Annotated in this window: 16 protein-coding genes; 12 read left to right on the plus strand and 4 right to left on the minus strand. The window is 72.2% G+C overall.

The window, feature by feature from the left end:
* Positions 1-6 precede the first annotated feature (6 nt).
* Positions 7-792, minus strand: coding sequence for an IclR family transcriptional regulator (locus ABWV53_RS03650; RefSeq protein WP_353363097.1), 786 nt, complete (start codon positions 790-792; stop codon positions 7-9).
* A 106-nt stretch (positions 793-898) separates the two neighbouring features.
* Between ABWV53_RS03650 and ABWV53_RS03655 the strand changes: the two genes are divergently transcribed.
* The 9 genes from ABWV53_RS03655 to ABWV53_RS03695 all read left to right on the plus strand — a co-directional run bounded on the left by ABWV53_RS03655 (position 899) and on the right by ABWV53_RS03695 (position 10,979).
* Positions 899-1,909: a fumarylacetoacetate hydrolase family protein gene (locus ABWV53_RS03655; protein WP_353363055.1), complete on the plus strand. Its 1,011-nt coding sequence runs from the start codon at positions 899-901 to the stop codon at positions 1,907-1,909.
* A 182-nt stretch (positions 1,910-2,091) separates the two neighbouring features.
* Positions 2,092-3,069, plus strand: a complete 978-nt coding sequence (locus tag ABWV53_RS03660) for a Bug family tripartite tricarboxylate transporter substrate binding protein (RefSeq protein WP_353363057.1) — start codon at positions 2,092-2,094, stop codon at positions 3,067-3,069.
* A 463-nt stretch (positions 3,070-3,532) separates the two neighbouring features.
* Complete coding sequence (locus ABWV53_RS03665) at positions 3,533-4,624, plus strand: LuxE/PaaK family acyltransferase (RefSeq protein WP_353363059.1); 1,092 nt, start codon at positions 3,533-3,535, stop codon at positions 4,622-4,624.
* Positions 4,621-6,105, plus strand: a complete 1,485-nt coding sequence (locus ABWV53_RS03670; RefSeq protein WP_353363061.1) for an acyl-CoA reductase — start codon at positions 4,621-4,623, stop codon at positions 6,103-6,105. The genes ABWV53_RS03665 and ABWV53_RS03670 overlap by 4 nt, the downstream gene beginning before the upstream one ends.
* Positions 6,095-6,952 (plus strand): ABC transporter ATP-binding protein, encoded by an 858-nt coding sequence (locus ABWV53_RS03675; protein ID WP_353363063.1) that lies wholly within the window; start codon positions 6,095-6,097, stop codon positions 6,950-6,952. Before ABWV53_RS03670 ends, ABWV53_RS03675 begins: the two co-directional genes overlap by 11 nt.
* Positions 6,949-7,746 (plus strand): ABC transporter permease, encoded by a 798-nt coding sequence (locus ABWV53_RS03680; RefSeq protein WP_353363065.1) that lies wholly within the window; start codon positions 6,949-6,951, stop codon positions 7,744-7,746. The genes ABWV53_RS03675 and ABWV53_RS03680 overlap by 4 nt, the downstream gene beginning before the upstream one ends.
* A gap of 39 nt (positions 7,747-7,785) precedes the next feature.
* Positions 7,786-8,799 (plus strand): ABC transporter substrate-binding protein, encoded by a 1,014-nt coding sequence (locus ABWV53_RS03685; RefSeq protein ID WP_353363067.1) that lies wholly within the window; start codon positions 7,786-7,788, stop codon positions 8,797-8,799.
* 20 nt (positions 8,800-8,819) lie between these two features.
* Complete coding sequence (locus ABWV53_RS03690) at positions 8,820-9,593, plus strand: SDR family oxidoreductase (RefSeq protein WP_353363069.1); 774 nt, start codon at positions 8,820-8,822, stop codon at positions 9,591-9,593.
* 129 nt (positions 9,594-9,722) lie between these two features.
* Positions 9,723-10,979, plus strand: coding sequence for a DUF2254 domain-containing protein (locus tag ABWV53_RS03695; protein WP_353363071.1), 1,257 nt, complete (start codon positions 9,723-9,725; stop codon positions 10,977-10,979).
* 69 nt (positions 10,980-11,048) lie between these two features.
* On the opposite strand, the gene ABWV53_RS03700 is transcribed toward ABWV53_RS03695, so the two are convergent.
* The gene (locus tag ABWV53_RS03700; RefSeq protein WP_353363073.1) at positions 11,049-13,316 is read right to left on the minus strand and encodes a hypothetical protein; all 2,268 of its coding nucleotides are present in this window, start codon (positions 13,314-13,316) and stop codon (positions 11,049-11,051) included.
* Positions 13,317-13,457: 141 nt separating this feature from the next.
* Between ABWV53_RS03700 and ABWV53_RS03705 the strand changes: the two genes are divergently transcribed.
* Complete coding sequence (locus ABWV53_RS03705) at positions 13,458-14,222, plus strand: tyrosine-protein phosphatase (RefSeq protein WP_353363075.1); 765 nt, start codon at positions 13,458-13,460, stop codon at positions 14,220-14,222.
* A 106-nt stretch (positions 14,223-14,328) separates the two neighbouring features.
* Here the strand turns inward: ABWV53_RS03705 and ABWV53_RS03710 are convergent, their stop codons facing one another.
* Positions 14,329-14,886: an HU family DNA-binding protein gene (locus ABWV53_RS03710; protein ID WP_353363077.1), complete on the minus strand. Its 558-nt coding sequence runs from the start codon at positions 14,884-14,886 to the stop codon at positions 14,329-14,331.
* Between the two features lie 255 nt (positions 14,887-15,141).
* On the opposite strand from ABWV53_RS03710, the gene ABWV53_RS03715 reads away from it, so the two are divergent.
* Positions 15,142-16,152 carry a PhaM family polyhydroxyalkanoate granule multifunctional regulatory protein gene (locus ABWV53_RS03715; RefSeq protein WP_353363079.1) on the plus strand — a complete coding sequence of 337 codons (1,011 nt, stop codon included), beginning with the start codon at positions 15,142-15,144 and terminating at the stop codon, positions 16,150-16,152.
* 38 nt (positions 16,153-16,190) lie between these two features.
* Positions 16,191-17,507, plus strand: a complete 1,317-nt coding sequence (locus ABWV53_RS03720; RefSeq protein ID WP_353363081.1) for an FIST signal transduction protein — start codon at positions 16,191-16,193, stop codon at positions 17,505-17,507.
* A gap of 95 nt (positions 17,508-17,602) precedes the next feature.
* Here ABWV53_RS03720 and ABWV53_RS03725 read toward each other — a convergent pair.
* Positions 17,603-18,820 (minus strand): D-amino acid dehydrogenase (locus ABWV53_RS03725; RefSeq protein ID WP_353363083.1); only part of this gene is annotated, 1,218 nt, incomplete at its 5' end.

An 18,820-nucleotide genomic window follows, 5' to 3' on the forward strand; every position in this document is an offset into this window, starting at 1 on the left:
AGCCGGCTAGCGCGGCACGGTGCCGCCCAGGTCGCCGGACAGGCGCAGCGCGGCCTCTTGCAGGGGCGCGTGCACGGCGCCGTCCCAGGCGGGGTCGAAGGTGGCGATGGAGCCCAGCGTGGTGATGCCCAGCGCCAGGTGCCCGTCGGCGTCGAACACCGGCGCGCAGAAGGCCACGATGCCGGGCAGCAGCGTATCGACCACCCGCGCGCACTGGCGTTCGCGCACCTCGCGCAGCAGCGCGTCGACGGCGGCCGGGTCGGTAGGCAGGTCGGTGCGCCCCAGCCGGGCGGCGTGCCGCAGTTCTTCGCCCACCAGCGCGGCGGTGGCTTCGCGGGGCAGGTAGGCGGCAAAGCAGCGGCCGGTGGCGGACGACAGCAGCGGCATCACGTCGCCCAGCCGCAGGTTGGCCGTGACGGCCTGGGGCGATTCCTCCCAGTGCACGATGGTCGGCCCCCGGTTGCCCCACACGGCCAGCGCCAGCGTGTGGCCCACCGCCTCCATCAGCGCGGGCATGCGTTCGCGGGCCAGCTTCACGGCGTCCAGCCGGGCCAGCGAGGCCAGGCCCAGCTTGAGCGCGGCCGGCCCCAGGTCGTAGCGGGCGGTGCGCGCGTCCTGCGCCACCAGGCCCAGCCGCTGGAAGCTCACCAGATACCGGTGCGCCTTGGCGGCACTCATGCCGGCGGCGGCGGCCAGGTCCTTGAGCATCAGGGGGCCGCGTGCGCGGGTCAGCCCGTCCAGCAGCGCGAACCCCACTTCCACCGACTGGATGCCGGCCCGTTCCTTGTCCATCTGCACTAGAATTTGCGAGTTCTGTTTAGTTAAATCAATTCACCCATTCGTAATTCGTGTTCGGCAGCGGCCGGCCACGGTGATCGGAGACAAGGAGCGCACAGCGATGAAACTCGCCACCTACAAGGATGGTTCCCGTGACGGCCAACTGGTGGTCGTCTCCCGCGATCTGGGTTCGGCCCATTATGCGACCGGCATCGCCAGCCGCCTGCAGCAGGTGCTGGACGACTGGAACTTCCTCTCGCCGCAGCTGCAGGACCTGTACGACCAGCTCAACGCCGGCCGCGCCCGCCATGCGTTTCCGTTCGATCCGGCCCAGTGCATGGCCCCGCTGCCCCGCGCCTACCAGTGGGCCGACGGCTCCGCCTACATCAACCACGTCGAACTGGTGCGAAAGGCCCGCAACTCCGAGGTGCCCGAGAGCTTCTACACCGACCCCCTGATGTACCAGGGCGGCAGCGACGACTTCCTGGGCCCGTGCGACGACGTGGTCGTGCCCAGCGAGGCCATGGGCATCGACTTCGAGGCCGAGATCGCCGTCGTCACCGGCGACGTGAAGATGGGCGCCACGCCCGAGCAGGCGCTGGACGGCATCCGCCTGGTGATGATCGCCAACGACGTGTCGCTGCGCAATCTGATCCCGGCCGAGCTGGCCAAGGGCTTCGGCTTCTTCCAGTCCAAGCCCGCCACCGCGTTCAGCCCGGTCGCCGTCACGCTCGACGAACTGGGCAGCGCCTGGCAGGGCGGCCGGCTGCACCTGACGATCGAGTCGACCTGGAACGGCCGCAAGGTCGGCCAGTGCGAGGCGGGCCCGGAGATGACCTTCCACTTCGGCCAGCTCATCGCCCACATCTGCAAGACGCGCAACGTGCGCGCCGGCTCCATCGTCGGCAGCGGCACGGTCAGCAACCAGGGCGTGGAGCAGGGCGGCCGCATGATCTGGCCCAAGGGCTACAGCTGCATCGCCGAGCAGCGCTGCATCGAGACCATCCAGAACGGCAAGCCCGCCACCGAGTTCATGAAGTTCGGCGACACCATCCGCATCGAGATGAAGAACGCAGCCGGCCAGAGCCTCTTCGGCGCCATCGACCAGACCATCGCCGCGCCCGGCGCCTGATCGCCGCGATGGCGCAGCGCCAGGCGGCCCTGGCATGCATCGACGTCCGCAGCGGCGGAGTTTGCATGCCAAAAAGGCCTCCGGCGCTCTTTTTATCGGCGCATGAAGCTATCAAAAGAATAGCAATCCGGCCCATTCGCGCCCCCGGCCACCCCGGCCTTTTCGCTCAGGAGACAAACCCCATGCAACGCAGACAGCTTCTTCGCGCCGCCCTGGCGCTTTCCGGCGCCACCGCCGCGCCCTGGGCCTTCGCCCAGGCCGACTACCCCCACCAGCCCATCCGCTGGGTGGTGCCGTACCCGGCCGGCGGCGGCACCGACGTGCTGGCCCGCACCGTGGCCGAAGCGCTGCGCGGCCCGCTGGGTCAGCAAATCGTGGTGGACAACCGGCCCGGCGCCTCCACCAACATCGGCGCGCAGCTGGTGGCCACCGCCAAGCCCGACGGCTACACGCTGATGTCGGCTGACAACGCCCTGCTGGCCTTCAACGAACACCTGTTCAGCAAGCTCCCCTTCAGCCCGGAAAAAGACTTCACCTACATCGGGGGCCTGAGCCGCTTTCCGCTGGCGCTGGTGGTGAACCCGGCGTTCGACGCGAAGACGCTGAAGGACTTCCTGGCCCATGCGCGCGCCCACCCGGGCCAGCTGAACTACGCATCGCCCGGCAACGGCTCGCCCCACCACCTGGCGATGGAGATGTTCAAGCACCGCACCAAGACCTTCCTCACCCACATCCCCTACCGCGGCGCCGCGCCGGCGCTGCAGGACGTGATGGGCGGGCAGGTGCCCTGCATGTTCCTCGACCTGGCGGCCGGCCTGCCGGTGATCCAGGCCGGCAAGGTGCGTGCGCTCGCCATCGGCGCGGGCCGGCGCGTGGCCGCGCTGCCCGACGTGCCCACCCTGGCCGAGGCCGGCGTGCCCGACACCGAGGTCTACGCCTTCCAGGGCGTGGTGGCGCCGGCCGGCCTGCCCGCGCCCATCACGCAACGGCTCAACGCCGAGATCAACCGTGCCCTGGCCACGCCCGACGTGGTGCGCCGCATGAAGGACTTCGGCATGGAAGCGCTGCCCGGCACGCCCGAGCAGTTCCGCGCCATGGCCCGGGCCGAATCGAAGCGCTGGGGCGAGATCATCCGCGCGGCCGGGGTGAAGCTGGATTGACATCGGAGCACCCCCCTGAGCCGCTGCGCGGCTTCCCCCCGCTCTCGCCACGCTGCGCGTAGCGGGCAGGGGGACGACGCCAGTGGCCGGGCGAAGCCCGTTCCACGGCGTCTGCTGGCGTGGCCTGCTCCGCGGCCATCGGACCGTGGGGGCTGCGCCAGTTTCATAGATCGCGGGTGCGGTGCATTGCTGTGAATGGCTGAGATCGAAGGAGGGACTGCGCACGGACCAAGCGCGTCCGGGTCTTGTCGCCCTGCGTGAAGCGGACCCGCAACCACCCGGTTAAGATCCCGCACGCTCCGGGGTGCACTGACGTGCTGAGATCCACACCCGAGAACTTGAACCGGGTCATGCCGGCGGAAGAAGAGCTTTCGATCCCATCCATCCCTGCGCCGCCGTGCGCGCCCGGGCTGGCGGGGTGGGCGACCTTCGGAGCATCCACACAGGTCACCCAAGGAAGCCCATGGACAAGGTCGCCCCGCTGGTCGCGGACATCCTCGCCTTCATCGCCATGCCCGGCGGTTGCACGGACAGCCAGTTCGACGCGCTCGCGCTGCGCCTCTTCGCCCAACAGTACTCCGCCAACGCCGCCTACCGCACCTTCTGCCAGCGCCGGGGCGCCACGCTGCGCAGCGTGCAGCGATGGAGCGACATCCCCGCCGTGCCCATCGACGCCTTCAAGGCGATGGAGCTGCGCTCGGAGCCCCCGTCGCCCACCGAGCGCGTGTTCATGACCAGCGGCACCACGCGCGGCGGCGACATGCGCGGGCGGCACTTCCATCCCCGGCTCGAGGTGTACGACCTGTCCATGCAGCGCCATTTCGCCGACCGCTTCATGCGCGGCGCCGAACGCCTGCCGATGGGCATCCTGTTCCCGGACGAAGGCCTCATGCCGAATTCGTCGCTGGCGCACTACCTGGCGCTCGCCAAAAGCCGCTTCGGCAGCCCGGGCAGCCGCCATTTCGTCGATGCGGGGGGCATCGACCTGGCCGGCCTCTGGCAGGCGCTGGAGGCGGCGGAGCGCACCGGCCAGCCGTATGCGCTGCTGGGCGCGAGCTACAGCTTCGTGCATGTGCTGGATGCGCTGCGCGCAGAGGGCCGCCGCTTTCGCCTGCCGGTCGGCAGCCGCGTGCTCGACACCGGCGGCTACAAGGGCCAGTCGCGCGAGCTGCCGCTGGATGCGTTCTACGAAGCGCTGTCCGAGGCGCTGGGCGTGCCGCGCAGCGAGTGCATCAACATGTACGGCATGACCGAGCTGAGCACGCAGTTCTACGACGACGGCAACGCCGTGGTGCCGTCGGTCAAGTCGGGCCCGCACTGGATCCGCTCGCGCCTGGTGGACCCCGCCACCGGCCGGGACGTGCCGGCCGGCGAGCGCGGCATCCTGGTGCATTGCGACCTGGCCAACTACAACGCCGTCACCACCATCCTCACCGAGGACGTGGGCGAATGGGCCGAGGGCGGCGGCTTCCGCCTGCTGGGCCGCGCCCACGGGGCGCAGGCCAAGGGCTGCTCGCTGGCGGTGGAGGAATTCGTGCGGGCCGCCTCGGCATGAGCCTGCCTGGCATGCAGCCCGTGCGGGCCGGCTACCTGCCGGGCATCGATCCGGCCGAGGTCGACTGGCAGCTGCTGCGCTTCGACCACGCCGCCGCCCCGCTGCAGGTCGCCGTGCCGGTGCTGACCGCCGCGCAGATGCACGCGCTGGCCGGCCGCGTGCGGCAGGCCGCCGCCCTGCACCTGCGGCCCATGCCGGTGGCGCAGATCATCGACGTGATCGACAGCGCCATCGCCCGGCTGCTCGACCGCGCCGGCCCCTGGCGCCAGCGCGCCGAGGCGCTGCTGCCCGCCGTGAGTGGCTACGACGCCGAGATGGTGCGCCTCGGGCTGACCGGCTTCTTCAAGACCTTCCGCGCGCCGCAGCTGCGCCGCTTCGTGGCCGAGGACTTCGCCAACCCGCTGCTGCTCGACGGCTTCCAGCCCGCCGCGAAGGGCGGCGCGGTGCGCGCCTTCGGCCCCGACCTGCTGGTGCACAGCTGGGCCGGCAACGTGCCCGCGCTGGCGCTCTGGAGCTTCGTCTGCGGCCTGCTCGTGAAAGCCGGCAACATCGGCAAGCTGCCCAGCGCCGAGCCGCTCTTCGCCGGCTGGTTCGCGCAGCTGCTGGCCGAGGAGCACCCGCCGCTGGCCGACTGCTTCGCCGTCGTCTGGTGGAAGGGCGCGGGCGGCGAGGACGCCGACGCCCTCTACGCCCAGGCCGACACGGTGCTGGCCTACGGCGGCAACGACGCGCTGGACGCCATCCGCCGCCGCCTGCCCGTCACCACCCGCTTTCTGCCGCATGGGCACAAGCTGGGCTTCGGCCTGGTCGGTGCCGGCGCGCTCGACACGCTCGAGGCGCCGCCGCTCGCCCGCCTGGCCGCGTGGGACGTGATGCGCTACGACCAGCAGGGCTGCTATTCGCCGCACGTGTTCTACGTGCAGCGCGGCGGCGCGGTGTCGCCGCGCGCCTTTGCCGACTACCTGGCGGCCGAGCTGGCCAACCTGCACCGGCGCTTTCCCCGCCGGCCGTTGCCGGTCGACGAGGCCGCCGCCGTGGCGCACTGGCGCCAGGGCATCGAATGGAAGGCGCTGTCGGCCGCACCCGGCGCGCCGCCCGGGGCGCAGCTGATCGGCGCGCCCGCCGATGCCTGGAGCGTCGCCTACGCCGACACGCTCGGGCCGCTGGCGCCCACGGCGCTGCAGCGCACCGTGCAGGTGGTGGCCGTGGATGCGCTGGACGATGTGCTGCCGGTGGTCGCCCGGCACAGGCCCTTTTTGCAGACCGCCGGCGTGGCCGCCGCGCCCGAGGAACTGCACCGCCTGGCCGCGCTGCTGGGCGCGGCCGGCGTCACCCGCATCAGCGCCATCGGCGCCATGAGCACGCCCGAGGCCGGCTGGCACCACGACGGCCGCTTCAACCTGTTCGACCTGGTGCGCATGGTGGAGATCGAAGCCTCGGCCGAGACCGCCGCCGAACCGTTCGCCCGTTATGCCGATTGACGACGACACCACCATCGCCGCCGCCACCGCCCGGCCCGCCGGTGCGCCCGCAGCCCGGCCCGCCGGTGCGCCCGCCGCCGGCCCGGCGCAGCCCGCCTTCCTCGACATCGACGGCGCCGTGTTCGCCTACCCCGGCCGCGCGCCGGTGGTGGAGGGCGTGCGCTGGCGCGTCGGCGCGGGCGAGGTGCATTGCCTGGTCGGCCGCAGCGGCTGCGGCAAGACCACCCTGCTGCAGCTGGCCGCCGGCCTCTTGCGCCCGCAGTCGGGCTGCGTGCGGATGCAGGGCCGCGAGGTGCGCGCGCCCGGGCCGCAGCTGGGCTTCATGTTCCAGGCGCCCACGCTGCTCGACTGGCAGCGGGTGATCGACAACGTGCTGCTGCCCGTGTCGCTGCAGCGCCGCCCCACCGAGGCCGACCGAGGCCGCGCCCAGGCGCTGCTGGCCCAGCTGGGCCTGGCGGACCATGGGCAGCGCCATCCGCGCCAGCTCTCCGGCGGCCAGCAGAGCCGCGTGGCGCTGGCCCGGGCGCTGATCCTCGAGCCCGCGCTGCTGCTGCTCGACGAGCCCTTCGCCGCGCTGGACGCCATCACCCGTGCCGAGCTGCAGGACGACCTGCTGCGCACCTGCCGCCAGCGCGGCGCCACCGTGCTGTTCGTCACGCACGACATCACCGAGGCCGTGTACCTGGGCGACCGGATCGCCGTGATGGCGGCCGGCCGCGTGGCAGGCGACATCGCCGTCGACCTGCCCACTCCGCGCACGCAGTCGATGCGTCACGAGCTTCCCTTCAACCGGCTCTGCGCGCGCGTGCAGGCCAGCATGCTCGGCGCCAGCCCGGCCCCCGCATGAGCGGCGAACCGCGGCCCCCCACCACCACCGCCGCGCCGGCCTGGCCGGCCCGCGCGCTGGCCGCCGCGCTCGGCCTGGCGCTGCTGGCCGCGTGGGAGGCGCTGGCGCGGCAGTCGGGCCTGTCGGCGCTGGTGCTCCCCGCGCCCAGCGCGGTGGCCGCGTCGCTCTGGGCGGGCCTGCGCAGCGGGTACTTCACGCCGCATGTGGCGGCCACGCTGTCCGCGCTGGGCCTGGGGCTGGCGGGCGGCGGCGCGGCCGGGCTGCTGATGGGCGCCGCGCTGGCGGAGTCGCCCTGGGCCGAGCGCGTGCTGCGGCCCTACGTGGTGCTCAGCCAGGTCACGCCGAAGCTGGCGCTGGCGCCGCTCTTCGTGCTGTGGCTGGGCTTCGGCATCGCGCCCACCGCGCTCATCACCGGGCTGATCTGCTTTTTTCCGCTCATGGAAAACACGCTCACTGGCCTGCAGCAGACCGACCCCCAGCGCCTGCGGCTCTTTCGCATGCTGGGTGCCACGCGCTGGCAGACGCTGCTGCGGCTGAAGCTGCCCATGGCCCTGCCGACCGTGCTGGCGGGCCTGCGCATGGCCGTGGTGCTGGCCCTGGTGGGCGCGGTGGTGGGCGAATTCATCGGCGCGAGCCGGGGGCTGGGCGCGGTGATCATCGCCGCGCAGGGCTCGATGGACACGGCGCTCATGTTCGCCGCGCTGGTGCTGATCGCCGTGATCGGCCTGCTGCTCTACCAGGCCACGCTGCTCGCCGAGCGGCTGCTGCTGCGGCCCTACACCGCTGTCTCCTGACTCTTTTCTTTTTCTTCTTCTTCACAAACCAAGACGACCATGGCAAGCCCCTCCCACCTTTCCCGCCGCGCGCTGCTCGCCGCCTCCGCCGCCCTGGCCGGCGGCCCCTTTGCCGCCGCGCCGGCCGCCTGGGCCCAGCCGCAGGTGCGCGGCAAGGTCACCGTGGCCGGCTGGAGCAAGCCCATCAGCGAGATCACCAACCTGCTGGCCGAGCCCGACAAGGGCTTTTTCAAGGCGCAGGGCGTGGAGCTGGCCTACCTGCCCGGCGCCGGCGGCGGCGACGCCATCCGCAACACGCTGAGCGGCCAGGGCGACGTGGCGTTCACCGACCCGGGCTCGTTCTTCATGGCGCTCGACAAGGGCGAGAAGCTGGTCGCGCTCTACGACATCTATCCGCAGAACGTGTTCAACGTGGTGTCGCTGAAATCGGCGCGCATCCGCACGCCGGCCGACCTGAAGGGCAAGCGCATCGGCGTCTACAGCCTCTCCAGCGGCACGCGGCAGAACCTGCTGGTGATGCTGCACCAGGCCGGCCTGAAGGAGTCGGACGTGACCATCGTCGTCACCGGCCTGCTCAACTTCGCGCCGCTGCTGCAGGGCCAGGTGGACGCCACCGCCGCCACCGACACGGGCCTGGCCGTGGGCCGCCGCAAGGGCCTGGGCGAGGTGGACGTGATGCAGGTGCGCGACTACCTGAACGTCTCCAGCGACCTCTTCGTGGTGCGCCAGGAAGTGCTCCAGCAGAAGAAGGCGCTGCTGCGGGCGTTCCTGAAGGGTTACCGCGACAGCGCCGCCTGGATGATCGGCCAGCCCGAGGAAGCCGCCGCGCTGGCCGTGAAGCACGCCATCGACGGCACGCAGCAGGACGTCAACCTGGAGGTGATCCGCCTGCGCAACGCCGCGGCGCAGCCGGCGACGCCCGGGCAGCCGCTGGGCAGCATCCACCTGCCGTCGCTGCAAAAGGGCGCGGACGCCTACCACGCGCTCGGCCTGGTGCAGCGCCCCATCCGCGTGGCGGACGTGGTGGACGCCAGCCTGCTGCCCGCCGCCTGAAGCCAGGCCGAGGCCCGCGCATGACCGGCAAGTTCCACGGCCAGATCGTCCTCGTCACCGGCGCCAGCCGGGGCATCGGGGCCGCCATCGCCCGCGCCTTCGCGCACGAGGGCGCCACGGTGGTCGTCAACCACCTTTCCAACGATGCGGCCGCCGCCGAGACGGTGGCGGCCTGCCGCGCCGCCGGCGGCGATGCCTGGGCCGTCAAGGCCGACGTGGGCGACCCCGAGGCCGTGCGCGCCATGGTCGACGCCATCCTGCTGGAGGCCGGCCGCATCGATGTGGTGGTCAACAACGCCTTCCGCCCGTACACGTTCGACCCGCGCCGCCGCACCCTGTTCGGCGAACTGCAGTGGGGCGACTACCAGGCCCAGTTCGGCGGCGCGGTGGGCGGCGCCTTCCATGTCTGCCAGGCCGTGCTGCCGCAGCTGCGCCAGCAGGCGCGGGGCTGCATCGTCAACATCGCCACCAACCTCGTCGACCACCCCGTGGTGCCCTACCACGACTACACCACAGCCAAGGCCGCGCTGGTGGCCTTCAGCCGCAACCTGGCGGTGGAGCTGGGCCCGCTCGGCATCCGCGTGAACTGCGTGGCGCCGGGGCTGGTCTATCCCACGCAGGCCAGCCAGTCCACGCCCGAGTCGTTCCGCGAAGGGCTCACCGCCGCCACGCCGCTGCGGCGCATCGCCCGGCCCGAGGACATCGCCGGGCCGGTGCTGTTCCTCGCCTCGGACTGGAGCGGCTTCATGACGGGGCAGGTGCTGTTCGTGGACGGGGGGCTGGTGATGCGGTAGCGGGCAGGGCCGCGCCGGCCCGGGGTCCGTTCGCCCCGGGTGGGCCGAACGCAGTGTCCAGGCGTTCGCCTACAGAGCGTCGCGGCGCCGGTGGGCCGCCATCGGGGCGGCATCGCCGATAGTCGGCGCATGTCCGAAAAGCTGGTTTTCACCCTGCAGCGCCTGGCCCGCAAGACCTGGGTGCGCTGCTCGCTCTTCGCCCTGCTGGCCTGCGCGGCGGTCATGCTGTCGACCTGGGCGGGGCCGTTCATCCCAGACGGCGTGGCGCTCGACCTGGGCTCCGACGCGTTGGAGAGCCTGCTGAACATCCTCGCCTCCAGCATGCTCACGGTGTCGATCTTCTCAGCCAGCACCATGGTCGCCTCGTTCGCGGCGGTGGCCAACAGCGCCACGCCACGCGCCTCGCAGCTGCTCATCGAGGACTCCACCGTGCAGAACACGCTGGCGGTGTTCATCGGCGCGTTCCTCTACGGCGTGATCGGGCTGGTCGGCCTGCACGCCCATGTGTACGGCGATGGCGGGCGGCTGGTGCTGTTCGGCTTCACGCTGGTGATCCTGCTGGTGGTGGTGATCGTGCTGCTGCGCTGGATCGACTACCTCTCGGTGCTGGGTCGCCTGGGCGAGACCCTGAGCCGGCTCGAGCGCGTGACCCGCAAGGCCATCGACCAGCGGCTGGACAAGCCCTTCCTGGGCGGGCGGCGCCAGCAGCCGGGCGAGCGCGGCGCGCACGCCGTGCGCAGCGACACCACGGGCTTCGTGCAGCACGTGTCGATGGACCTGCTGCAGGCGCGTGCCGAGGCGCTTGAGACCACGCTGCACGTGCACGTGCTGCCCGGCGCCTTTGTCGCGCCGGACACGGTCATTGTCAGCGCCGACGGCCCGCTGGACGATGGCGCGCGCCAGGCGGTGATGGAGGCCGTGCTGATCGGCGACGGCCGTACCTTCGACCACGACCCGCGCTTCGGCTTCGTGGTGATGGGCGAGGTCGCGGCGCGGGCCATGTCCGCATCGATCAACGACCCGGGCACCGCGCTGGGCGTGATGGCCACCGCCCTGCGCACGCTGGGCCACTGGGCGCAGCAGACCCGGGCGCAGCCCGAAGAGGGCCGGCCCGTCGCGTTCGACCGCGTCACCGCGCCGCCGCTGCGCCCCGCCGGCATGGTCGAAGACGTGTTCGAGCCGCTGGCGCGTTACGCGGCGGGCTCGGTCGAGGTCGGGGTGGCGCTGCAGCGGGCGCTGCGGTCGGTGGCGGCGCTGCATCCGGCGCTCGCGCCCGCCAGCGCCCGGCTGTCGGCCTATGCGCTGGAGCGGGCCGCCGGCGCGTCGCTCTGCACCACTGACATGGACGCGCTGCGGGCGGCCGCAGGCGCGTCGGTTTCAAGCTGAAATGGCCGCTGGCGCTTATCCATCAAGCGCGGGATGCTATCGAAATCATAGTATTCGCAGCGTAGGGCGCTAGAAGCCGATCGAGCGCCACGCCCAGAACGCCGCCGCGCCCAGGGCCACGGCCACGGCGCCGGCCACCAGCCACCCGCGGCGCGGCTCGGCGAAGGGGTCGTCCAGCAGGCGGCGCGCGTTGGGCGGCACGTGGGCCGTCTGCGACAGCGAGCCGCCCAGCCGCGTGTTGATGCGCATGCGCCCGTTGATGGCCCAGCCGCTCGCGTCCAGGATGGGGCCCAGGCTGCGCTGGCGCAGCTTCAGCCACGCGATCAGCATGCTCGGGCCGGAGATGGCCAGCACGATGCCCGCCAGCGCGAGCGGAATCCACGGCCCCAGGTCGACGAACTTGGCGAACACGCCCACCAGCACCGCGCTGATGCTGCCCAGCGCCACGCCGATGGCGGCCACCGTGCCCACGTCGGTGCGGCGCATGCCGGTCTCGGGCGCGGGCGTGGCAGCGGGCGCCGCGGCGTTGGCGGTGAGCGGCACGTTCGCCAGGCTGCTGGCCTTGGTGCCGAGGGATTTCTGCACCAGCGTGTCGCTGGCGGCGGCCCGCTTGGCGACCTGCTCCTCGATCACCCGCAGGAACTTCTTGTACGGCGAGAAGAACGCCTGCGCGATGCTGGTCGGGTTCTCGATCACCTTGGTGATGGTCGCGTCCCAGTCGCGCCCCTGGCGGTCGTAGAACACGCCGTTGCGGCCGACGAAGAGGAAGTCCACGTCCCCCGCCGTGAAGGCGGCCACGATGGTCATCTTCTCCACGGCCTTCTTCGGGCCCTGCCGGGTGCAGGCGCAGTAGGCAAGGTAGGTCTTGGCCAGCCCCGCGAGCTTGGCGTGGGCGGCGGCATCGGGCACCTGCACGGTCAGTTCGCAGCTGCGCGCATCCAGGTAGAGCGTGCCGGCCTGGAAGATCGCGCCGCGCCGCTGGTAGAAGGACGAGAACGACACGAAGTTGTTCAGCAGCACCAGCAGGTCGCGCTTGAAGCGCAGCAGCTTTTCCAGCGCCAGCGTGGCGTCGTTGTGGGCCTGCTCGGCCTCGTCCTGGTCGATGAGCGCCATCACGCGCTGCTCGGCGTCGCCGTCCAGCACCTGCGCGAACAGGGCCTCGCCCTCGATGGGCGCGAGCGGCGTCGCGGGCTTGGCGGCCAGGCGTTCCTGGCAGGGCGCCACGGCGTCCTTGAGCTGCTGCCACTGCGCCTCCGTCAGGCTGTCGAAGCCCTCGCCCAGCAGCGGCACCACGGCCTGCGCACGCAGCGTGGCCAGCGCCGCGCCCCAAGCCGGGTTCACGCCCCGCGTGAGCGGCAGCACGCCGTTCAGGCCCACGGCGGACACGGGGGCGATGGGCAGCGCGGCGATCGCCTCGGAAGTGAGCGCCAGGTCGTGCCCGGCGGCCAGCGCCGCGTACTCCTGCTGGGTGGGGTTCAGCGCGGCGGCGGCGCGCATGTCGTAGGCGGCCAGCCGGCTGCGGGCGAAGAAGTCCTCGACCTTCTGGCGCACCTTGTTCACGGCCTGCGTGGCGGCCATGGTGCGCTCGCCCAGCGGCAGGCCGGCGGTGGCCTCGCGCGCTGCCTGTGCCCAAGCGCGCAGCCTGGCGACGTCGGCGAAGAAGGCCTCGGCCAGCTTGCGGTTCACGCCATCGGGCTCGTCGTCCACGGCCGGCACGCTGCCGTGCGTCTGCATGATCCAGCGCAGCGTCTGGCGCGCCAGCGCGTCGTCGCCGGCCGCATCGGGGCTCACCACGCCGTCGCCGTTGAAGCGCTGCGCGCTCAGGTGCGCGCTGCGCTCCAGCACGTCGGCCAGCGTCAGCGTGTCGGCCTCGGGCCGGCCGGCCAGGGTGAGGATGCGCACGGCCTGCGCGTGCAGCGCGGCGCCTTCCTCGGTATGGGTGGCCAGCGCCGTGAGCTGCATCGCATCGCCCGGCCGCGCCAGTTCGTCGGGGTCGGCCAGCACGCCGCAGGCCCACGCACAGGCCGCCAGCAGCTCGGGCGGGCGGATGCGCGCATCCTTGTCGGTGTCGATCAGGTCCAGCGTGCGGGTGTCGAACTCGATGCCCCGCGTGGGGCAGGCGAGGGCCACCCAGAGCTTCTGGTCCAGCTCGGGCAGGTGCGCGATGTCCTGCCCCGACCGGATGATGACCTGGTCCACGCCGCCCGCACGGAAGAACTGCCAGCGGTAGGCGGAGGCCGCCGCGGCATCGGCCGCCGGTGGCACGGACGAGGGGTGCGAAGCCGTGCCGGCGGGGAGGGCGTTGGATGGAGTCTGGGCGGTCTGAGCAGTGGGCATCGGCCGGATGTCGTGGAAGATGTTCAGAGCCGGCCAGTGTCGCGGCGGCCTGCCCGCCCGGCTGTAGGGCGATGGCGCGTGTGCCGGCATCCCGGGCTCGGCGCGCCGAATCGGTCATACGCATTCGCTACAGTGCGGAGCATGCAATCGTTCACCCGATCCCTGCCCCTGTCGGGCGCCACCAATTTCCGCGACCTGGGCGGCTACGCCACGGCCGATGGCCGCACCGTGCGCTGGCGCCGGCTGTTCCGCTCCGACCACCTGGCGTCGCTCACGCCGCAGGATGCCGAGGTGCTGGCCGGCCTGCGGCTCTCGCGGGTGATCGACTTCCGGGGCGCGGCCGAACGCGCCTCGCTGGCCTACGCGCTGCCCGACGTGGCCTACCACGCGCTCTCCATCGAGCCCACCGTGGTGCAGCGCGCCAAGGACATGGCCATGGCCGGCGAAGAGCTGACGCCCGCCATCGCCGTGGAGCTGATGCAGGACACCTACCGCGACTTCGTCTCGGTCAACGCGCCGCAGTTCGCCGCGCTGTTCGGGCACCTGCTGGCGAGCGACGCGCCGCTGGTCTTTCACTGCACCGCGGGCAAGGACCGCACCGGCTTCGCGGCCGCGCTGATCCTGCTGGCGCTGGGCGTGCCGCGCCATGTGGTGATGGACGACTACCTGCTCACCAACGGCCTCTACCAGCGGCCCGCGCAATTCGCCGGCACCGCGCCGGAGGCGGTGCTGGGCGTGCTCTGGCGGGTGCAGGAAGAGTTCCTGCACGCGGCGCTGGAGGCCGTCGAGAGCGACCACGGCGGGCTGGACCGCTACCTGGAACGGGAGCTGGGTGTGGGCCCGGCCGAGCGCGAGCGGCTGGCCGCGCTCTACCTGGAGCCGCGAGCAACCCCGCCGCGCGGCTGAAGGCTGCGTTCGCAGAACGAAAAAAGCCGGCGCGAGCCGGCTTTTTGCTGGGTGCTGGCCACTGCCGCAATGGGGCGCGGCAGCGGGCAGTCGATCGAGCGATCGATCAGATCGTCGCGTCCTTGAGCTTCTTCAGCGCGCGGGTCTTGATCTTGACCGATGCGGGCTTGGCGGGGAACCAGCGTTCCTGGCCCGTGAACGGGTCCTTGCCGAAGCGCTTCTTCTTGGCGGGGATCTGCTGCAGGCCGATCTTCATCAGGCCGGGCAGCGTGAATTCGCCGGAGCCCTTCTTGTGCACGGAGCCCAGGATGGCGCCTTCGAGGGCCGTCAGCACGGCCTTGGCGACCTTGGGCTCGACACCGGCCTGTGCGGCCAGGTGGGCCACCAGAGACGTCTTGCTGAAAGCTTCCTTGACGGGCTTGAGCGCAGCGGGCGCGGCCTTGGCGGCAGGGGCGGCAGCTGCCTTCTTGGCGGGCGCAGCAGCCTTCTTCGCGGGCACGGCGGCCTTCTTGGCGGCAGGCGCCGCAGCCTTCTTCGCAGCGGGCGCGGCAGCCTTCTTGGCGGCCGGAGCCGCGGCCTTCTTCGCTACGGGTGCAGCGGCCTTCTTGGCTGCGGCGGGCGCGGCCTTGGTGGCGGCTTGGGTGGTTTTCTTTGCAGTTGCCATGGTGTTGATTTATCTCTTGATGGAAGTGAACACGACATTCCAGCGAGGCTGGTCGCCGGATTCTAGGGCGTTTGCCCGGCAGGGCGTGGCGCGCGCGGCCCGAATGGGCCGGCAGCCCGCATGGCATCGTGGTCTGCAGGCGCCGCGCGGCACGGTTTGAGAGCCGGGCCGTTGGCGTTAAGCTGCGGCCACGCGGAGCGCGGCGACGCCCGCTCCGCGCCACTCCACGAGACAACCTTCCGCGAAGGAACGACCATGAGCGACTCCTCTCCCTTCGGCTTCGGCCGCTTCGTGCCGGGCTTCGACTTCCTGCAGAACCTGGCGAAGAATTCCGCCGCCAGCGTGCCCGCCATGCCGGGCTGGGTGGCACCCACGGTCAGCGAGGAAGAGCTGGAAAAGCGCATCGAGGAGTTGAAGGCCGTGCAGTTCTGGCTGGACCAGAACTCGCGCGCGCTCACCGCCACCGTGCAGGCGCTGGAGGTGCAGAAGATGACGCTGGCCACGCTCAAGGGCATGAACGTGGCTATGGGCGATCTGGCCAGTGCGTTCACACCCAAGGCGCCCGCGCCCGCGCCGGAGGCAGCGCGGGCCGAGCCGCCGGCGGCGCCTTCCATGTCGTCGTTCTTCGGCGCCTCGCGTGCCGCCGCGGCCGAGCCCGATCGGGCGGACCCGCCCGCGCCGGCGCCGCGCCATGCCGGCCCCGATGCGCCGGCCGACGACGACGCGAACGGCCCCGAGGCGGGCGGCGAAGAGGCGGCGGCTGGCGAGGGCGCCGCCGCGGCGGATGCCCCGGCCGCCGCCCCCGGCGTGATCGACCCCATGCAGTGGTGGACGGCTCTCGGCACGCAGTTCCAGCAGATCGCGGCCCATGCGCTGCAGGACGTGGCCCAGCACCAGAGCACGCTGGACGCCACCCGCACCATGGCCGCCGAGGCCGTGAAGACGGCGACCGGTGTGGCCACGCATCTGGCGGCGCAGGGCATGCAGGGCTTGCAGGACGCGGCCCGCCAGGCCCCTGCCGGCAAGCCGGGCAAGTCGCGCACCACGGCCAAGGCCGCCGCCCAGCGGGCCGCGCCGAAGCGGGCCGCGGCGCCTTCGTCCACCCCCCGCGCCGCGGGGAAGGCACCGGCCGCCAAGGTGCCGGCAAAGGCGCCTGCCAAGGCAGCGGTCAAGGCGGTGGCCAAGAGCGCCAAGAGCGCCAGGAGCGCCAAGGCCGCGCAGCCGAAGGCGCCGCCCCGCACGGCACGCTCCCGGCCTGCGCGCTGAGCCCGCAGCGCGCGGCTCTTCCAGATTCCTCGAACACCATGGCTCTCTTTCCCCACGGGCACGCCACCCATCCCCAATGGCACATGGCCGCCGCGCTGGTGCTGGCCCAGCTGCGCGCGCAGATGGCGCAGCCGCAGTACGCGGCGGCGCCCCCGCTGGGGCTGCTCTACATCACCGACCACTATGCGGCCGATGCCGCCGAGGTGCTGGCCTTCCTGGCGGCCGAGTTGCCGGAGGTGACCGACTGGAGCGGCACCGTGGGCGTGGGCGTGGCGGCCAGCAACGCCGAGTATTTCGACGAGCCCGCGCTGTCGGTGATGCTGCTGGACCTGCCCGCCGACCAGTACCGCGTGTTCTCCGGCGTGGCCCCGCTGGCGCAAGGCGGCGGCAGCAGCGCCACGGGCTTTTCGGCGCACACGGCGCTGGTGCATGCGGACGGCGGCACGCCCGAGCTCGCCGAGCTGATCGACGAGGTGGCCGAGCGCACGGCCACCGGCTACCTGTTCGGCGGCCTGGCGGCGAGCCGGGGCGCCAGCGTGCAGTTCGCCGTGGCCGGCAATGGCAACCTGCCGGGCCAGGGCGGCGCGACCGGCGTGTTCGACGGCGGCCTCTCCGGCGTGGCCTTCGGTGCCGGCGTGCCGCTGCTCTCGCGCGTCACCCAGGGCTGCCAGCCCATCGGCCCGCTGCGGACGGTAACGGCCGCGCACGACAACGTGGCGCTGGAGCTGGACCACCAGCCCGCGCTCGACGTGCTGCTGGACACGCTGCAGGTGTCGTTGGACGGCGACCCGCAGCCGGCCCTGCGCTCGGTGCGCGCCACGCTGGCCGGGCTGGTCGATGCCGGCACGCAGCCGCAGGGCCGCACCGGCCATTTCGGCACCGAGGTGCGGGTGCGCCACATCGTCGGCCTGGACGCCACGCGGCGCGGCGTGGCGCTGGCCGACCGTGTCGAGACCGGCATGCGCCTGGCCTTCTGCCAGCGCCACGTGCAGGCCGCCCGGGCCGACCTGATGCGCATCTGCGCGGAGATCCGCGAGGAGCTGTCGCCCGAGCCGCAGGACGACGCGGCCCTCTCCATGGCCCTTTCCATGGCCGCCCGCGATGCCTCCGCCAGCGCCGCGCCGGCCGGCGGCGTGCCGCCCGAGCGGCAGATCCGGGGCGCCGTCTATGTCAGCTGCTCCGGGCGCGGCGGGCCGCATTTCGGCGGCCCGAGCGCGGAGCTGCAGATCGTGCGGCACGCGCTGGGCGACGTGCCGCTGGTGGGCTTCTTCGCGGCGGGCGAGATCGCGCACCACCGGCTCTACGGCTACACCGGCGTGCTGACCGTGTTCGTGGAAGAGGCCACCCACGGGTAGCTCGGCCGCCGCAGCATATCGAATGAAAATTGGCTGCGGCGCTGATTCATCAAGCGCCTGTAGCTATAAGAACCATAGCAAAATGGCGGGTGGGTTCAGGCCGGCTTCCACGCGGGCATGGGGCCTGACTCCATCCCCGTGAAGGCGAAGTCCAGCTCCGGCGCCAGGCCGCTCACGATGCGCGCGATCGATTTGCCCGAGCCGCAGGCATGCGTCCAGCCCAGCGTGCCGTGGCCGGTGTTGAGGAACAGGTTGCCGACCTTGGTCTTGCCGATCAGCGGCACGTTGCTGGGCGTGGCGGGGCGCAGGCCGGTCCAGAACTGCGCCTGGCGGGTGTCGCCCGCGCCGGGGAAGAGCTGCTCCACCCGGCGCACGATGGCGTCGCAGCGCACCGGGTTCAGGTCGCGGCCGTAGCCGTTCAGCTCGGCCGTGCCCGCGATGCGCAGCCGGTCGCCGCGCTCGCTGGTGTAGCGCGAGAAGACCAGCTTGTATTCGTCGTCCGTCAGGCTCACCTGGTAGGCCGCATCGGCGTCGCGCACGGGCATGGTCACCGAGTAGCCCTTGGCCGGATAGATCGGCAGGCGCAGGCCCAGCGGCTCGGCCAGCAGCGGGCTGAACGAGCCCATGGCCAGCACGTAGGCGTCGGCGCGCAGCCGCTCGAAGCGGCCCTCGGCATTGGTGAGCTCCACGTGGTCGATGGCGCCGCCCGCTGTGCGCAGCGCGGTGATGTGGCAGCCCAGGCGGAACTGCACGCCCGCCGCTTGCGCCAGCCGCGCCAGCTCGCGCGTGAAGGTGTTGGCGTCGCCCGACTCGTCCTCGGCGGTGTAGGTGGCGCCGGCCAGCTGCGGGCGGATGTGGGCCAGCGCGGGCTCCAGCCGCACGGCTTCGTCGGCGCTCACCACGCGGCGTTCGCAGCCCAGGGCGCGCATCTGCTCGGCCGGGGCCAGCGCGCCGTCGAACTCCTTCTGGCTGGTATAGAAGTGCAGGATGCCCTGCGTGCGCTGGTCGTACTGGATGCCGGTGTCCCGGCGCAGCTGCTGCAGGGTGTCGCGGCTGTAGGTGCCCAGCGAGACGATCTGCTCGATGTTGTGGCGCGTGCGCGCCGGCGTGCATTCGCGCAGGAACTGCAGGCCCCAGAGCCACTGGCGCATGTCGGCGCGCAGGCGAAAGAGCAGCGGGGCGTCTTCGCGGCCCAGCCACTGCAGCACCTTCAGTGGCGCGCTGGGGTTGGCCCAGGGTTCGGCATGGCTGACGGAGATCTGCCCGCCGTTGGCGAAGCTGGTTTCCGCGCCGGGCGTGGCCTGGCGGTCGAT

The organism is Acidovorax sp. FG27 (assembly GCF_040365715.1).
Lineage (GTDB): Bacteria > Pseudomonadota > Gammaproteobacteria > Burkholderiales > Burkholderiaceae_C > Paracidovorax.

Excerpts from the sequence above, each read along its gene's own strand:
- ABWV53_RS03670 (WP_353363061.1), top strand. The coding sequence starts at position 4,621 with ATGAGCCTGCCTGGCATGCAGCCCGTGCGGGCCGGCTACCTGCCGGGC.
- ABWV53_RS03675 (WP_353363063.1), top strand. The coding sequence starts at position 6,095 with ATGCCGATTGACGACGACACCACCATCGCCGCCGCCACCGCCCGGCCC.
- ABWV53_RS03680 (WP_353363065.1), top strand. The coding sequence starts at position 6,949 with ATGAGCGGCGAACCGCGGCCCCCCACCACCACCGCCGCGCCGGCCTGG.
- ABWV53_RS03710 (WP_353363077.1), bottom strand. The coding sequence starts at position 14,886 with ATGGCAACTGCAAAGAAAACCACCCAAGCCGCCACCAAGGCCGCGCCC.
- ABWV53_RS03685 (WP_353363067.1), top strand. The coding sequence starts at position 7,786 with ATGGCAAGCCCCTCCCACCTTTCCCGCCGCGCGCTGCTCGCCGCCTCC.
- ABWV53_RS03655 (WP_353363055.1), top strand. The coding sequence starts at position 899 with ATGAAACTCGCCACCTACAAGGATGGTTCCCGTGACGGCCAACTGGTG.
- ABWV53_RS03720 (WP_353363081.1), top strand. The coding sequence starts at position 16,191 with ATGGCTCTCTTTCCCCACGGGCACGCCACCCATCCCCAATGGCACATG.
- ABWV53_RS03695 (WP_353363071.1), top strand. The coding sequence starts at position 9,723 with ATGTCCGAAAAGCTGGTTTTCACCCTGCAGCGCCTGGCCCGCAAGACC.
- ABWV53_RS03700 (WP_353363073.1), bottom strand. The coding sequence starts at position 13,316 with ATGCCCACTGCTCAGACCGCCCAGACTCCATCCAACGCCCTCCCCGCC.
- ABWV53_RS03660 (WP_353363057.1), top strand. The coding sequence starts at position 2,092 with ATGCAACGCAGACAGCTTCTTCGCGCCGCCCTGGCGCTTTCCGGCGCC.
- ABWV53_RS03650 (WP_353363097.1), bottom strand. The coding sequence starts at position 792 with ATGGACAAGGAACGGGCCGGCATCCAGTCGGTGGAAGTGGGGTTCGCG.
- ABWV53_RS03665 (WP_353363059.1), top strand. The coding sequence starts at position 3,533 with ATGGACAAGGTCGCCCCGCTGGTCGCGGACATCCTCGCCTTCATCGCC.
- ABWV53_RS03690 (WP_353363069.1), top strand. The coding sequence starts at position 8,820 with ATGACCGGCAAGTTCCACGGCCAGATCGTCCTCGTCACCGGCGCCAGC.
- ABWV53_RS03715 (WP_353363079.1), top strand. The coding sequence starts at position 15,142 with ATGAGCGACTCCTCTCCCTTCGGCTTCGGCCGCTTCGTGCCGGGCTTC.
- ABWV53_RS03705 (WP_353363075.1), top strand. The coding sequence starts at position 13,458 with ATGCAATCGTTCACCCGATCCCTGCCCCTGTCGGGCGCCACCAATTTC.